17 protein-coding genes are annotated in these 14643 nt (G+C 49.3%); 12 read left to right on the top strand and 5 right to left on the bottom strand.

Annotated elements, in window-relative coordinates; all coding sequences use genetic code 11:
• Positions 1-4 precede the first annotated feature (4 nt).
• The 3 genes from BLQ59_RS11815 (at position 5) to BLQ59_RS11805 (ending at position 3851) form a co-directional block, all read left to right on the top strand.
• Complete coding sequence (locus BLQ59_RS11815) at positions 5-1912, top strand: beta-glucoside-specific PTS transporter subunit IIABC (protein WP_074573077.1); 1908 nt, start codon at positions 5-7, stop codon at positions 1910-1912.
• 11 nt (positions 1913-1923) lie between these two features.
• On the top strand, positions 1924-3321 hold the full coding sequence (gene ascB / locus BLQ59_RS11810) for a 6-phospho-beta-glucosidase (protein WP_074573076.1): 1398 nt from the start codon (positions 1924-1926) through the stop codon (positions 3319-3321).
• Between the two features lie 74 nt (positions 3322-3395).
• Positions 3396-3851, top strand: coding sequence for a hypothetical protein (locus BLQ59_RS11805; protein WP_074573075.1), 456 nt, complete (start codon positions 3396-3398; stop codon positions 3849-3851).
• A 98-nt stretch (positions 3852-3949) separates the two neighbouring features.
• On the opposite strand, the gene BLQ59_RS16215 is transcribed toward BLQ59_RS11805, so the two are convergent.
• Positions 3950-4117 carry a hypothetical protein gene (locus BLQ59_RS16215; protein WP_218122903.1) on the bottom strand — a complete coding sequence of 56 codons (168 nt, stop codon included), beginning with the start codon at positions 4115-4117 and terminating at the stop codon, positions 3950-3952.
• Between the two features lie 249 nt (positions 4118-4366).
• Here BLQ59_RS16215 and BLQ59_RS11795 point away from each other — a divergent pair, with 249 nt between their 5' ends.
• Positions 4367-5110: a DUF134 domain-containing protein gene (locus BLQ59_RS11795; protein WP_074573073.1), complete on the top strand. Its 744-nt coding sequence runs from the start codon at positions 4367-4369 to the stop codon at positions 5108-5110.
• A 287-nt stretch (positions 5111-5397) separates the two neighbouring features.
• Here the strand turns inward: BLQ59_RS11795 and BLQ59_RS11790 are convergent, their stop codons facing one another.
• A complete protein-coding gene (locus BLQ59_RS11790) occupies positions 5398-6825 on the bottom strand; it encodes a hypothetical protein (RefSeq protein WP_074573072.1) in 1428 nt (475 codons plus the stop codon).
• 189 nt (positions 6826-7014) lie between these two features.
• Here BLQ59_RS11790 and BLQ59_RS11785 point away from each other — a divergent pair, with 189 nt between their 5' ends.
• The 4 genes from BLQ59_RS11785 to BLQ59_RS11770 all read left to right on the top strand — a co-directional run bounded on the left by BLQ59_RS11785 (position 7015) and on the right by BLQ59_RS11770 (position 9784).
• On the top strand, positions 7015-7236 hold the full coding sequence (locus BLQ59_RS11785) for a hypothetical protein (RefSeq protein WP_256324670.1): 222 nt from the start codon (positions 7015-7017) through the stop codon (positions 7234-7236).
• A gap of 215 nt (positions 7237-7451) precedes the next feature.
• Positions 7452-8732, top strand: a complete 1281-nt coding sequence (locus tag BLQ59_RS11780) for a purple acid phosphatase family protein (RefSeq protein WP_074573071.1) — start codon at positions 7452-7454, stop codon at positions 8730-8732.
• A 21-nt stretch (positions 8733-8753) separates the two neighbouring features.
• The gene (locus BLQ59_RS11775) at positions 8754-9134 is read left to right on the top strand and encodes a PH domain-containing protein (RefSeq protein ID WP_074573070.1); all 381 of its coding nucleotides are present in this window, start codon (positions 8754-8756) and stop codon (positions 9132-9134) included.
• 8 nt (positions 9135-9142) lie between these two features.
• On the top strand, positions 9143-9784 hold the full coding sequence (locus BLQ59_RS11770; protein ID WP_074573069.1) for a GNAT family N-acetyltransferase: 642 nt from the start codon (positions 9143-9145) through the stop codon (positions 9782-9784).
• A gap of 97 nt (positions 9785-9881) precedes the next feature.
• Here the strand turns inward: BLQ59_RS11770 and BLQ59_RS11765 are convergent, their stop codons facing one another.
• From BLQ59_RS11765 to BLQ59_RS11755, 3 genes are all read right to left on the bottom strand, one after another.
• Positions 9882-10961, bottom strand: coding sequence for a DGQHR domain-containing protein (locus tag BLQ59_RS11765; RefSeq protein ID WP_218122902.1), 1080 nt, complete (start codon positions 10959-10961; stop codon positions 9882-9884).
• A gap of 33 nt (positions 10962-10994) precedes the next feature.
• On the bottom strand, positions 10995-11477 hold the full coding sequence (locus tag BLQ59_RS11760) for an HNH endonuclease (RefSeq protein WP_074573067.1): 483 nt from the start codon (positions 11475-11477) through the stop codon (positions 10995-10997).
• A 651-nt stretch (positions 11478-12128) separates the two neighbouring features.
• Entirely contained in the window at positions 12129-12677 is a 549-nt protein-coding gene (locus BLQ59_RS11755) for a TetR/AcrR family transcriptional regulator C-terminal domain-containing protein (RefSeq protein WP_176756800.1), read from the bottom strand.
• A 154-nt stretch (positions 12678-12831) separates the two neighbouring features.
• Here BLQ59_RS11755 and BLQ59_RS11750 point away from each other — a divergent pair, with 154 nt between their 5' ends.
• The 4 genes from BLQ59_RS11750 to BLQ59_RS11740 form a co-directional block, all read left to right on the top strand.
• Positions 12832-13620: an HpcH/HpaI aldolase family protein gene (locus BLQ59_RS11750; protein WP_074573065.1), complete on the top strand. Its 789-nt coding sequence runs from the start codon at positions 12832-12834 to the stop codon at positions 13618-13620.
• Between the two features lie 3 nt (positions 13621-13623).
• Complete coding sequence (locus BLQ59_RS11745; protein WP_074573064.1) at positions 13624-14130, top strand: cation diffusion facilitator family transporter; 507 nt, start codon at positions 13624-13626, stop codon at positions 14128-14130.
• A 1-nt stretch (position 14131) separates the two neighbouring features.
• The gene (locus BLQ59_RS16415; RefSeq protein ID WP_256324669.1) at positions 14132-14257 is read left to right on the top strand and encodes a hypothetical protein; all 126 of its coding nucleotides are present in this window, start codon (positions 14132-14134) and stop codon (positions 14255-14257) included.
• Positions 14258-14366: 109 nt separating this feature from the next.
• Positions 14367-14643, top strand: a 277-nt coding sequence (locus tag BLQ59_RS11740) for a helix-turn-helix domain-containing protein (RefSeq protein WP_176756799.1), incomplete at its 3' end; no start/stop codon positions are given.

Below are 14643 nucleotides of genomic sequence, written 5' to 3'. Positions count from 1 at the left end.
ATTTATGGAAAAATATCAAGACCTTGCCCAGGACATCATAAAATATGTGGGTGGCGAGGAAAATGTGATTTCGCTTGCCCATTGCATTACCCGCTTGCGCTTTAAACTGCAGGATGAGGGCAAGGCTGACACGGATAAGATAGAAGCTTTGGACGGCGTGATGACCGTGGTGCAGAGTGGCGGTCAGTATCAGGTGGTTATCGGCAACGAGGTGGAAAATGTCTATGATACAATCCTGGAGATAGCCAATATCCAGGGCAGCAAAGAGGCTCCTGCGGAGGAAGCAGCTGCTGACAACCGCAGCCTGCTGGATAAGTTCATTGATCTGGTATCGAGTATCTTTACGCCAATCCTGTCGGTACTGGTAGCCACGGGCATGATCAAGGGCTTTACGGCGCTGTTGATTTCCACGCAGGTCGTGGCGGCAGACAACGGCACCGGGCAAATGCTCAGCATCATCGGCGATGCCTTCTTCTACTTCCTGCCGATTTTCTTAGGTTTATCAGCGGCCCGCAAGTTTGGCATGAGCGAGTTTACGGGCATGGCCACGGGGGCGGCGCTGGTCTATCCGACATTGCCGGCCATTATGGGCGGCGAGCCGCTCTATACGCTGTTTGCCGGCAGTGTCTTTGCCTCGCCGGTGCATATGGAATTCTTGGGATTGCCTGTCATCCTTATGAATTATGCCTCCAGCGTAATCCCCATTATCCTGGCCTTGTACTTTGGCGCGAAGATTGAAAAGGCGATTGCCCGTCTGGTTCCCGCCATGTTGAAGAATTTCCTGACGCCTTTCCTGACACTTTTAGTCCTGATTCCGCTGACCTTCCTTTTGATTGGCCCCGTGGCCACCTGGGCAGGGCAACTCGTGGGGGCTGCGGCCACAGCTATCTATGAGTTCAGCCCGGTGCTGGCCGGTGTCTTTATCGGCGGCTTTTGGCAGGTCTTCGTGATCTTCGGTCTGCATTGGGGCCTGGTGCCCATCATGATCAACAACATCAGCGTGCTGGGCTATGATCCCGTGGTGATGGCGCATTTTGCCGCCTCCTTTGCCCAGGTGGGCGTGGTGCTGGCCATTATCCTGCGCACGCAGGACAGGAAGCTTAAAGAGCTGGCCATTCCGGCCTGCATTTCCGGCCTGTTCGGTGTGACGGAACCCTGTATCTATGGTGTAACCCTGCCGCGCAAGAAATTCTTTATCCTGTCCTGTCTGGGCGGTGCCGTAGGCGGTGGTATCCTGGCAGCCATGGGCGCTCGTTTCTATCTGTTGGGCGGTCTGGGTGTCTTTGGTTATCCGAATTTCATCGATGTGCAGACCAATGACCTTGCCGGCATGTATGCGGCTTTGCTTGCTTCCGGCGTGGCTTTCGCCGTCGGTCTGTTGCTGACACTGGCGGCCTATCGCCAGCTGGCCGCGGATGCAGATAGCCGGACAGAAGCAGCGGTGGCGACTCCCGAACTGCCCTTGGGGGGCCTTGCTGCACCGCTAACCGGTAAAATCGTGCCTTTGACGGAAGTGCCGGATGCGGTCTTTGCCTCGGAATGCATGGGCAAGGGTGTCGCCATTGAGCCGACGGAAGGCCGGGTAATCGCTCCGGCTGCCGGCATCGTGACCACGATTTTCCCCACCGGTCATGCCATAGGCCTCACGCTGGATGATGGCCGGGAACTCCTGATCCATGTGGGCATGGATACGGTACAGCTGGAGGGCAGATACTTCACGGCCCATGTAGCACAGGGCGATAGAGTGACGGCGGGCCAGCTGCTGATTGAATTCGAGCCGGAAAAGATTCGGGCAGCAGGCTTCAAGACCATCACGCCGATCATCGTCACGAATACCACTAATTATCAGGCAGTAACGGCTACGGCAGAAACTACCGTCAACTTCAACGATTTATTATTGACCACGATTTAAGGAGTATGTGCATGTTATTTCCCGCAAATTTCCTCTGGGGCGGCGCTGTGGCCGCCAATCAATGCGAAGGGGCATATAACGAAGGGGGCAAGGGGCTGTCCATACAGGACGTGCTGCCTCATGGCCTGAAAAGTGCCCCAACGGCAGAACCCACGCCGGACAATCTGAAACTCAAGGGCATTGATTTCTATCATCGCTATGAGGAAGACCTGAAACTCATGGCGGAGATGGGCTTCAAGGTCTTCCGCACATCCATTGCCTGGAGCCGCATCTATCCTCTCGGGGATGAAGCGGAGCCCAACGAGCAGGGGCTGGCATTCTACGAAAAGCTCTTTGCCACATGCCATAAGTACGGCATGGAACCTTTGGTGACCATTTCCCACTATGAGACGCCGCTGCATCTGGCCCGTAAGTATAACGGCTGGGCCAGCCCGCAGATGATTGGCTTTTACGAAAAGTATGTCCGGACGATTTTTGATCGCTACAAAGGGCAGGTCAAATACTGGCTGACCTTCAACGAGATCAATTCCGTGCTCCATTCCCCCTTTATGAGCGGCGGGATTGTAACCCCGCAGGAAGAGCTGTCGCTGTCGGACCTCTATCAGGCCATCCATCATGAGTTCGTTGCCTCGGCGCTGGCCACGAAAATCGCCCATGAAATCATGCCGGAGGCGCAGGTGGGCTGCATGATCCTCTCCATGCCCACCTACCCCTTGACGCCTAATCCGGACGATATCATCAAGGTCATGGAGTGCGACCATTTCAATGACTTCTTTGGCGATATGCATGTGCGCGGCGAGTATCCCGGCTATATGAAACGTTATTTCCGGGAAAACGGCATTAAAATCAAAACCACGCCGGCAGAACTGGCCCTGCTCAAAGAGCATACCGTGGACTTTGTCTCCTTCAGCTATTATCTTTCTCTCTGTGAAGGTGTGGAAGGCGAGGACATCGTTGGCAACTTCATGGGCGGCAAGAAAAATCCCTATCTCCAGGCTTCCGAATGGGGCTGGCCCATCGATCCCCAGGGCCTCCGCTACATTCTCAACAAGTTCTACGACCGCTGGCAGAAGCCGCTCTTTATCGTGGAAAATGGTCTGGGGGCAAAAGATGAATTGGTCAATGATGGGCAGGGCGGCAAAACCGTTCAGGATGATTACCGCATCCGGTATATGACGGAACATCTCAAGCAGGTGGCCGAAGCCATCGAGGACGGTGTGCCTGTCATGGGTTACACCAGCTGGGGCTGCATCGATCTGGTCTCGGCCTCCACGGCGCAGATGTCCAAGCGTTATGGCTTCATCTACGTAGACCGCAACGATGACGGCACAGGCACCCTGCAGCGCTATCCGAAACAATCCTTTTATTGGTATAAAAATGTGATTGCCAGCAATGGCGCCTGCCTATGAGAAAAAAGGATTTTGTCCGCAGGAAAGCGAATTTTATATTTGATTGATGATTTCAGAGGTAGGGAGGAATTGTAATGAGATTGCAGAAAAAGCTTGGTGCAGTGGTTTTGGGCACTATGATGCTGGCTGCTTCGGCAGCGATGGCCAGTGTGGCACCCCAGCAGGTGGCTATCGCGGGCATCGAGCCGGGCATGAGTCTGGAGCAGGCCAAAGCAATTGGCGGCGAAGTGGCTTATGCCGATTACGAGAAGACCGTATTCAAGAGCGGCGTGATTGTCAAAGTGGATGATGACCGTCCCGGCATTGTGGAAGAAGTCGTGATCAAACAGGGCACGGCGGCTACTCCGGCGGGGATTGCTTTGGGCATGAGCGCCGATGAACTCAATGGCGCCTATGGACAGGCAGACAAAGTGGATCAGGATCGCAATGACACAGAGTACACCTATCGCACTGCCGATGGCAGCAAGAAGCTGGAGTTCAAAGTCAGGGATGGCGTGATCGTGAAGATTTCCTGCGAACTGCGCGACTAGTGCTTGGCGCTCGTGCCGGAACATATCATGGGAAAATTGGTCAATGAATTATAAAAAACTCACTGCGAACTTGGGAAAAGTTTGCAGTGAGTTTTTGCTTATATTAACTGCTGTTTAAAGAAGTCAGCAACAGTTCTGGCGGCTCCTTTGATATCCTTGGAGAAGCCATGGTCTTCGGCAGGGATGAGTTTGACCTGGCAGTTGAAGTATATCCGCTGATAACGGAGGCTGTAAGGAACATCATGAAGGAAGTCGTGAATTTTCAACGTTGTATGGATAGGAAGCTCCTGTTGTCCGTGCTGGCAACGGGGCTGCTTCGAGGATATTCAGGAGTTGACGGTGTTTTTGTTTCATGGTAATTTCGCAGGCCTCCACGGATGATAGCTTTGCTGCTATTATACCAAATCGGACAGATTTCCTCTAGATATACGGTTATGATGTTTTAGAAATTGACATATGTCATAAATATGCTATAATCCTATTAAGACATATGTCAAAAACAAGGGGGGGTACGGATGAGCAGGCCATTGAAAAAAAGACGGGTATGTGCTGAGCCCCTGTGTGCGTGTTTTGTTCCGGAAACGGATGAAGGCAAGCCGCCGGTGCAGATTTCTTTGGAAGAATATGAATGCGTGCGCCTGATGGATTACGAAGGCATGACGCAGGAGGAATGCGCCCAGCAGATGGGAGTGGCCCGTACCACGGTGCAGGCCCTTTATATGGCGGCCCGCAAGCGGATTGCCGGCTGTCTGGTGGAGGCACGGCCGCTGCAGATTACCGGCGGCAATTTTGAACTATGCCCTGCCTGTCCGGGGAGCCGACATGCCGTAAGATTTGTACAGCAGAAAGGAAGTACAGCGAATATGAAAATTGCAGTTACCTATGAAAACGGTCAGATTTTCCAGCATTTTGGCCATACGAGCCAGTTCAAGATCTACACCGTGGAGGACAATGCGGTGCAGGAAGCGCATATCCTGGACAGCAATGGAGCCGGGCATGGTGCATTGGCCACCTTGCTGCAGGATGAGCATATCGACACCCTGATTTGCGGCGGCATTGGTCTAGGCGCCCAGAATGCCCTGGCCCAGGTCGGCGTTACGCTCTATGGCGGCGTGCAGGGCGAAGCGGATAAGGCCGTGGAGGATTTCCTGGCGGGGAAACTGGCCTATGATCCAGCTGTGCACTGCAGCCATCATGGACATGGGGAAGGCCATACCTGCGGCAGCCACGGCTGCGGCGGCCATGGGCATATGGAGTAATATTCTCTGCGCAGGCAGAAAAGGGATAACGAAACACCAAAGGGCAGGGCCAACTCAGCCCTACCACCCGGATGGATGACGCAAGGAAGCGCCAGTGCATCAGCATTGGCGCTTTTCTGTATACCAAAAGAGCCTCACAGGTTACCAAGCTGGAGACTCTCTTTCGGTGTAACCCAGTGGGCTACCTCTCTATATCGTTTGTAGTCTTATTATAGCACTTCATCTATGGCCTGACCAGAAAATTTGCGTAATCTGTCACGCCCGGTCAATCCGCCTGCATTGCGTGGTTATGACAGGAAAACGGATGTAACTTTGCTGGCATCGATAAGGTTATGGCTCTGGACGTAATCACTCCAGCCAGCCTGCAAGGCAGCCAGTTCATTGGTATCATTCTCCGTCAGGGCATCCGTGGGCTTCTTATGGTTAAAGATGTCATGAGAAGTATCGGTGACGGGGGCGCTTCTGTCGTCCACATGGGCAAGCCGCTGATGGAAGTCCATATCGAAGCTGTCCTCCGGGGCACGGCTATCCAGCACATCCCGGGCGCTTTTGACTTTATGCTGGCTATCCTCATCCTGCTTGCCGGTCATCTTGTCTAGCATTTCGGCAGTCTGCTGGAACTGCTGGCGCAGGTTGTCCAGGTAGCTGGTATCCGTTTTGAAGGTTTCCTGGGCTTTCTTTTTGTTGGGTTCCACATTCCGGGCGTTGTTCTTCTTTTTATAGGCTTTGGCGATGGCGGCTTCCACATCCTCTTGATATTTTTTGTCCTTAATGTCCAGTTCGCCGCCCCCCTGAACATAACGTACCATTTTCTCTATCTGGGTCAGCAGGGGATTTTTATCGGGGTTATCGCCAGTAATAACGCCAAAAGCAGTTTTTATATCCTCAAAGAATTTATCATCTGTACCGAAGTTTTTGGCGTAATCATTCAGCTGGCTGGCCAATTGGCCAAAGAGGCCGCCGGAAATTTCTTTGGAATTTTCCAGCACGGTATCTCCGGCTTGGGCATAAGTCATCACGGTAACATTATTGTCTTTGAGAACATCGTAAGCTTCTGAATAGCTGGCGTATGGTTTCAAAATATCGCTGATGGTGTCACTGATGCTCTGTTTCAGGGTGTTTTGCAGTTTATCCGTAACAGTCTGCACATCGGCAGCTTTGCTTATTGCGGTGTTTTCCTTCAGGCCCTCTGCAAAAGTCCAAGTGTAGTGCTGGCTTTTTATGGTAGTGATGTCGGGGCGGGTCAGCTTGCCGTTGGCATCAAGGTTTAATTTTATATTACCGATATAGCCAGGGCGATTGTTTTGGGATAATCGGTCAAGCTCTGCCCGGATGGCTTTTTCTTCCGGGGTAAGCTCCTTTTTCAGCAAAGGGGTAAGATCAACCACTTCTATCTTGCCGTCGAGATTGTCCAGCGTGGCATTAGCAGACTTAACCACGCCTGTTCTGGGGCGTGACAAAATCTCCTCTATCCCTGCTTGCAATTCGGCCAGTTCATCTTCCAGACTCTGGTCAGCACGGTGGGTCAGATAGGCCGTTGACCCGCGCTCAATCCAATGGCTTTTATAGCTTTCTTTCGCCCCGCTCAGTTCCACCTGATACGCAGGGGAGTCCTGCTGCGCAACCGTTTTCTGCTGACGCTGTACCGCCTTTAAGGTATCTACGGCGGCACTGACACTTAGATTGCTGCCGTCTGCTGCTCGTCCAATAAGCATGGTATAATCCCTCCTGTAAACATACCTCCCTGTAAAACCGAACTCGTCCCAATATATTATCGGCAGGAAAGGGGGATTGGTTAAGTTGTATTTTGTATTTTTCACGCTCTATTTACCAAAAGATTTAACAAAATAGGCCCTTTCTCCGATAATATACATGGCAGGAGCGATTGTAGCTGCATTCTCAGCATGGCCGCTCACGTTGCCCAAGGCAACCCTGATAAAATTGCCGAAATCCGGCAGGAAATCGAAAAGGCCGTGGCCATCTTCCGCCGGGATTATCAGGCGGCCACCAAGGAGAAGGATTTGCCCCAGATTTGTCTGGATACCTACGATGCCATCATGTCAGGCCTCGACAAACTTCAAGCTGAGTACACCGAAGCCAATGAGGCGGCAAGCCTGTCGGCATAAATAAACGCCCAGAGGGCGGCTGATCCGTCAGTTTGACCGGTCAGCCGCCCTCTGGGCGTTTCGGTATTACTGAATCGGGATTGACTTGGAGCGGACTCCAAGTGCTAAAGTAATAACATGCCAAGGGCGCAGGGGAAAATCCTAACGGCAGGAAGGTATCTGCCTGTGCATGGGCGAATTTGTTAGTAAGATAGCTGTAAAGAATAGGTGGAGAAATGAACAGAAGAACATTTATTATCGGCGGTATGGGCGCTTTGGGGCTGCTGGCGGGAAGCGCATTTTTGGCCAAGGGAACTTTGTACCGCAAGGCGGCCAATGGGGTGCGCAGTCTGGCGGGTGATCTGGATGCCCAGTATCTGCGGCAGATCATTACGGCAGATGCTGCCCATAGCCGGACAATCATGTGGCAGGCGGAGGATGTCTTGAACAAGCCCGCCATCGAATACCGCATCAGGGGGAAGGAAGAAGTGCGGCAGGTGCCAGCGCAGGAAGATTTTTTCACCGATGATGGGGTGAAGAATCAGCAGTATCTAGCAAAGCTAGAGGAACTGCAGGCCGATACGGAATATGAATACCGGGTGATAGCCGAGGGAGCCGCCAGCGACTGGCATAAGATGCATACGGCAGGAACGGGCGATTTTGAGTGCCTGATATTTCCCGACTCCCAGTCCAGTGATTACAGCGATTGGGAAAATCTAGCGCAAAATGCCGCCCAGCGCAATCCACAGGCAGCGTTCTTTATCAATATGGGGGATATCGTGGACAATGGCGAAGACCATACCCAATGGCAGGCCTGGTTCCATGGCGTAAACGGCATGATTGACCGCATGCCCTTTGTTCCCCTGATGGGCAATCACGAGACCTATGACCAGAACTGGAAAGTCCGGCTGCCGGAGGCCTATCTGCATTATTTTGCTGTGCCGGAAAATGACAGTCAAAATTTCGGCCGCTACTACTATTCCTTTGACTACGGAGCCGTGCATTTCATGGTGCTCAACAGCCAATGGGATGAAACGGAGGAGTTCAAGCCGGGGCTGATGGCAGAACAGCTGGACTGGCTGCGGAAAGATGCCCAGCAAAGCAACAAAAAATGGAAAATCGTGCTGGTGCATAAGGATGTATTGCAATACCGCATCCATAAACGCCCGGAACGGCAGGAGGGCATCTCGGATTTGGGCAAAAATTTCATGCCCCTGTTTGATGAGCTGGGCATTGATATTGTCTTTACCGCCCATCTGCATACCTACCGCAATCGGGGGCACATCAAGAACTTCCAGCGGGACAGTCAGGGGCCATTATATATCCTGACCGGCGTGGCCGGCAATGTCCGCTATCCCGGCTTATGGGTGGATCACCATTTGGATGAAGTGGTGGCCCCCCAGCCGGAAACGGACAATTATCTTACCATGAAGGTGACGGACAAGGAAATAACCGTCAAATGTTTCCTGCCGGATGGTCAGGAAATTGATCATATAAAAGTGACAAAAGCAGAGTAACCGATATGAGGGGGAATCATCATGAGCATTTTTAGTGGCTTGATTGGCAATGCAGCGGAGACGGATATTGTGGATGTAAAGAAGGATTATGGTAAGCTCCTGGGCCGCAACGAGGATGTGATTCAGGCCTATCAGTGGGTTCGGGACTTGCTGATCTTTACCGATTTCCGGCTTATCCTGGTGGATATCCAGGGGGCAACCGGCAAGAAGGTGGATTACCATTCCATTCCCTATAAGAGCATCCGCCACTTTGCCGTGGAATCCACGGGCCATTTTGATTTGGAGGCGGAACTGAAGATCTGGGTAGCAGGACTCGGGGCAGAGCCACTGGTCTACACCTTCAGCAAGGATGCGGATGTTTATAAGGTGCAGGCGCTGTTAGCCGAATGTGTGGGAAAGTGATAATATGAATAAGGCAAATTATTATTATCCGTAGGGAAACGAAAGCAGATTACAGAACCGTAGAAACGCTGGTACGTGAAAGCTTTTGGAATGTGTACCAGCCAGGCTGCGTGGAGCATTATGTACTGAAATGCTTGCGCCAGGCAGAGGCTTTTGTGCCGGAGCTGGCTTTCGTCATGGAAAAAGACGGGGAAATCATCGGTCAGAATGTCTTTGTGAAGGCCGAAATCGCCTGTGATGATGGCGCGTCCTTTCCCATTATGACCATGGGGCCGATATGTATAGCCCCGGCTTACAAACGGCAGGGATATGGAAAAATCCTTTTGGATTATTACCTGCAAAAAGCCGCAGAATACGTCTGTAAAGCTTTGTGTTTTGAAGGAAATATCGACTTTTATAGGCATAGCGGCTTTGTAACGGCAGCGACTTACGGCATCCGCTGTCACGGCCTGCCGGAAGGGGCGGATAGCTCCTTCTTCCTGTGTAAGGAACTGGTGGTGGGTGCCCTTAAAAATGTGCAGGGTGAATATGCTGCGCCAGCCTGTTATTTTGCAGCTGCGGAGCAGCCCGAAGAATTTGCCCGCTATGAAGCCACTTTCCCAGCAAAGGAGAAGCTGATTCTGCCTGGGCAGATATTTGCTGAAGGTTAAAAGAAAAGCCTGCTATTTCGCATTTTACTTGAAGAAGAGCCACACCTAATGTGCGGCTCTTCTTTAGTTGCGTTATTTACATTTATAATCGTATTACTTAAGCTAGCGGATCAAACTCCCCCCCTTTTAGAGCTTTAAGATTATTAATCCACTCTTTGGCCAATAAGGTAGTTGGTGTTTCCGCAGAGAAAGGGTTCGAACCAAGTTTAGTCATATATTGACTATCTTTAACAAACAAATCACTAGCTACCATACCATAAGTTGCAAAAAGCTCTTCTAGCTTTTCAACAACATAAGAACAATCAATCTTTCTTTTATCAGTTTTTGCCTGATTGTAGAATTCCGGAAGCATTGAAATCATAAATCGAAAACCAGAAATCTTGGAAAATGCGCCAAAAGCTTTGTCTCTGTCACAAAATTTAGATCCTACCGCTTTTTCCCATCCCAGCAAATAATTTGTGATAAGCTTAAACATTTGGTCATTATCTAAAGGTTTTTTATCAACATCTTTTATGTCTGCTTTATCCAAAATAGTTATGACCTGCTGTGCTTTAAAACCACCTGTAATCTTCTCAGCCCCCATTATTATTCTTCCTTTTAGTGGAGAACGTGCTTCGCAGCTTAGCGAGGATACCACAGAATGGTATGTCTTTTCCTTCCCACTCAACATATTCAGCTTTTCTCTAAACCACATTAGCAAATTAGATGCTACACTTTCTTGCTTTTCATTCGTATTTTTAAAGATAATTCTTCTTTCTTTTAATGTTGGTTTTATATAAACTACAAATGGTATATCAAACGGCACACTATCACTTATCTTTATATATTCTGGTAAAAAGGAAAACAAACGATGCTGACCATCCATAATATCGAATGAGTCTTTGTAGTCATCAAATTCATTTTCACTTTCAGGAAATTCTATTTTATATAGATATGGTATTTTGTCAGACACTGGTTTTACAGATAGTCTATCATCCTTTGTCCCAATTACTATCGATGTAGACAAGATGCCTTTGTCTGCAACGAAATCCGAAATTTCTTCCAGACGTTTCTGATTTATAGGTCTTTGCGCTTCCTGGGGTTCCTGCAGCTCTGCTTTCGTAGCCAACTTTACCAATTCTCTTGCAGGGAAAAAACCTACGTAACTTTTTACATCATGTTGAATTACTTCCAGCAAATACATTTCTCTCATATGAATCACTCTTCTTTCTTAAATCAAATCCAAAAATTTTCTAATTTGATAATCAATATTCTCATTCTTCGCTTCATTACAGGGGCCGCACAGAAGTTGCAAGTTATTTTCTAATTCATCACCAACATACTTGAATGGGACGATGTGATCGGCATGAGCGCTTTCATCAATTATGTTCGTGCATAATTTACATCTGTGAAACTGCTGTTCCAATAAAAAATGTCTGTATTCTTTGCTGATTGGCCTTCGGTAGCTTTTTTTATTAAGATGCGCCTTCACTAAAAGTATCATTCTTTTTATCTGCACTTCTGATAATGTAGTATTTAATTCAATTCTGAAGATGTTTTCAATAGTCTGCCCGATATCATTGCTTTTATCGAAGATGCGGCGTAATCGATTTTTACTTTCCGGTGTTGCGTTTCTATTACAGAATATTTTAAACTTCCCCAACAAAAATGCTTCGGCAACAGCTGAGTCCAACGCCTCAATATCATTTATCACACTTTTCACCTCCCGTTGCATAGTATATTATCATATTTAGATCTAAATGTCAAGTCTTATGTATTTAGATCTAAAAAACAGATTATTGCATTTAGATCTAAATACAATAATCTGTTTTGGGGGGCGTTTTCCTGACGGTGCATCCATTCGATAAATGTATAGCGTGCGTCCGTAGACAGAATATACAGCATCCCGCTCTTTATGCTGCGGTTCCTGACAAAGACAATGCGAACAGGAAGATGATGCTTCCTTGTCCTTATCATGAGGGAACGGTACAGGCGGTCATTGCTCTTGTTCATGGTGATTTTTGTCAGCTGTGGCAAAGTGTACAAGTGCCCATTATAACAGCGCCGCAGCACTGAATCATCGAAGACAAGCACAGTGACCCTGTTCTTGCAGATAAGCTTCCTTAGAGCAGCCGTTACCCAAACGGCCAGTAGCTGGAGAACCTTCTTCCAATTGAAGGAGGAGTTGCGCAGGTGCTATTTGTTGTCAAGAAAGGATTTATATCCTACGCAATGCCAGTATTTTCAAGGGATCGGCTTTAGTTGAGTCATTAAGCAGTATATTTACGAATAAAAGCTCGAAAGCGTTATGCACCAATGATGACACTATTGTCATAGCCCCTTTTTGATATATCAATTTGACAAGTCAGAGTAAATAAGGCCGCAGTTCCTGGGGCATGGCATCATGCAAAAGAAGGATGAATTCTTTGGCAGGTGGTTCATCATGATATAAAACCCATTCACAGAGGAAGGGGAAAATGCCGAGCACATAGAAGCGGATCATGAATTGCAGCTTTTCCGGTAGCTCATTTATGCCCTGCTGTTTACAGATATAGTTATGGATTTGGCCGATGAAATAGTCGCTGACGGCCTTTTGGAAGGAGGTTTGTCCAGACGTGTTTTTCATGGCATTGCGGTAGAACTGCTTATTCTGCTGGACGGCTATGATTCCCTGCCGAATCAGAGTGTTCCAATCGATGTCCTTGCCCAGGCGCTCATATAAAGGCGTAAGTTCCCGATGGTATATCCAGGCCAGCAATGCATATTTATCCTGGAAATGATTGTAGAAGGTGGTGGAGGTGAGCTGGCAGTTCTGGGTGATTTCCCGGATGGTTATCTTATCCATGGACTTGCTCTGCGCCAGCTCCTGCAGGGAGGCAGCCAGCAGTTCTTTGGTTGTCTGGCGTATGATCATAGCGGTTCCTGCCTTATCTTTATAAATTGCATTTTTTATAAAGTTCGTTGTCATTTTGTATTTTTCCTCTATCGAGTTCAAGGGAAAATAATTATATAATGAATTTGGTGAGTAAATACAGAATATTGTGCAAAAGAAATGGGGGTATCTTATCATGCCGATGGTGAAGGATTATCTGGAAAACAAATTCAAACACAATATCGAAGCCGGGAAGCTGCAGTTTGGCGTAGCTCAGGAAACCACGTCTATGGATGTGGCCGAGGTGCTGGCAACCTCGGATTATGACTGGCTGTTCGTGGATGGAGAGCATGGACCGCATACGGTGCAGACCATTCTGGCCGTTGCCAGAGCGATTGCGCCCTATGATATGACACCGGTTGTCCGCATTCCCCAGGCGGGCACAGGTATCCTCAAGCAATTATTGGACAGCGGTATTCAGAACATCATCATTCCCAAGGTGGAAAGTGGCGAGGAGACGGAAGACATCATGTACTGGGCTTCCTATGCACCGCGGGGCAATCGCGGCATGGGGGCTTCCGTTGTTCGTGCGGCCCGTTTTGGCCGCCATGCGGATTATTTCGAGCGTGCTGCCAAGGAAATCTGCATCCTGCCCCAGATTGAAAGCCCGAAGGGCATCGAAAACCTTGAGGCCATCGCCAAAACGCCGGGCATCGGCGGTGTGTTCCTGGGGCCCATTGACCTGGCGGTGGAAATGGGACATGGCGTCAACATCTTCCATCCGGAAGTGGAAAAGGCCATGGATTATGCCATTACCCGCATCAAGGAGCTGGGCGTTCCCGTAGGGACCATTGCCGTGACGCCGGAACAGGCCAAGCATTTTGCCGATCTGGGCGTCAGCTTCCTGGGCGTTGGCGCGGACACGGCTTTCCTGACGCAGGGAGCAGATGCGGCGCTCAAGATGTTCAAGGACGGGATGAAATAAAAGATGGAATCGCGTGAGAAAACAATTGTCCGGACCAGCATCATCGGGATTGTGGCCAATCTTTTTCTGGCCGCATTCAAGGCGTTCATTGGCTTTGTCAGCAATTCCATTGCCATCATGCTGGATGCGGTCAATAACATTTCCGATGCGGCAAGCTCCCTGATTACCATTGTAGGAGCCAAGCTGGCCGCCAGGGAACCGGATAAGGAACATCTCTTTGGCTACGGCCGCATTGAATACATGAGCGCCATCATCATTTCCGTCCTCGTGTTTTATGCGGGCATGACCTCGCTGGTAGAATCGGTCAAGCAGATACTGCAGCCGGAAACGCCAGATTACAGCACCCTTTCTCTGGTGATTGTGGCGGTGGCTGTGGTGGTAAAGATAATTCTGGGGCGTTATGTCAAGGCCGTGGGGGAAAAGGTCAACTCAGATGCCCTCATCGCATCCGCATGTGTGGCAGATACATGGCTTCTATCTGACCAAGGAGACAAAAAACATTCGCTTTGATGTGGTCATCAGCTTTGCTGCTGCCGACAGGAAGGCGGCATTTCAGGCGGTTATAAAGGATGTGCAGCAGGAGTTCCCGGATTATGAGCTGCAGGTGATCATGGATACGGATTATGGTGAGGAATAGGTTCCTAATCAGGATTAGGTGGGCGGTGTTGACCAGTCAATTTTGATATGCTCCCCTTATGAGAGACAGTAAAAAAATTAAACTGTCATCATTGGGGGGAGTATTTTTTATGTTACACAAGTCAAAAGTGTCAGCGAAAGATAAATTAAAAACTATCCGCAAATACTTAGCTGGAAAAATTGGACAACGAGCCGCAGCTCGTGAGCTAGAGGTAAGTCTTGCCTCCATTCAGCGATGGATTAAGCAGTACGAGGCTGAAGGGGAAGCTGCATTCCTGCCATATGAGAAGAATCGTACTTATACAGCAGAAGTGAAGACAAAAGCGGTTCTTTCCTACTTGAATGGTGAAGGGAGTCTGTTGGATGTCTGTAAAAATTACAAAATTC

It is taken from the genome of Pseudoselenomonas ruminantium, from assembly GCF_900104055.1.
Classification (GTDB): domain Bacteria; phylum Bacillota; class Negativicutes; order Selenomonadales; family Selenomonadaceae; genus Selenomonas_A; species Selenomonas_A ruminantium_C.
The sequence above is the reverse complement of the archived record's forward strand: the minus strand, read 5'-3'. Positions and strand labels throughout refer to the sequence as shown.

Excerpts from the sequence above, each read along its gene's own strand:
- BLQ59_RS11815 (WP_074573077.1), top strand. The coding sequence starts at position 5 with ATGGAAAAATATCAAGACCTTGCCCAGGACATCATAAAATATGTGGGT.
- ascB (WP_074573076.1), top strand. The coding sequence starts at position 1,924 with ATGTTATTTCCCGCAAATTTCCTCTGGGGCGGCGCTGTGGCCGCCAAT.
- BLQ59_RS11805 (WP_074573075.1), top strand. The coding sequence starts at position 3,396 with ATGAGATTGCAGAAAAAGCTTGGTGCAGTGGTTTTGGGCACTATGATG.
- BLQ59_RS11795 (WP_074573073.1), top strand. The coding sequence starts at position 4,367 with ATGAGCAGGCCATTGAAAAAAAGACGGGTATGTGCTGAGCCCCTGTGT.
- BLQ59_RS11790 (WP_074573072.1), bottom strand. The coding sequence starts at position 6,825 with ATGCTTATTGGACGAGCAGCAGACGGCAGCAATCTAAGTGTCAGTGCC.
- BLQ59_RS11785 (WP_256324670.1), top strand. The coding sequence starts at position 7,015 with ATGGCCGCTCACGTTGCCCAAGGCAACCCTGATAAAATTGCCGAAATC.
- BLQ59_RS11780 (WP_074573071.1), top strand. The coding sequence starts at position 7,452 with ATGAACAGAAGAACATTTATTATCGGCGGTATGGGCGCTTTGGGGCTG.
- BLQ59_RS11775 (WP_074573070.1), top strand. The coding sequence starts at position 8,754 with ATGAGCATTTTTAGTGGCTTGATTGGCAATGCAGCGGAGACGGATATT.
- BLQ59_RS11755 (WP_176756800.1), bottom strand. The coding sequence starts at position 12,677 with ATGATCATACGCCAGACAACCAAAGAACTGCTGGCTGCCTCCCTGCAG.
- BLQ59_RS11750 (WP_074573065.1), top strand. The coding sequence starts at position 12,832 with ATGCCGATGGTGAAGGATTATCTGGAAAACAAATTCAAACACAATATC.
- BLQ59_RS11745 (WP_074573064.1), top strand. The coding sequence starts at position 13,624 with ATGGAATCGCGTGAGAAAACAATTGTCCGGACCAGCATCATCGGGATT.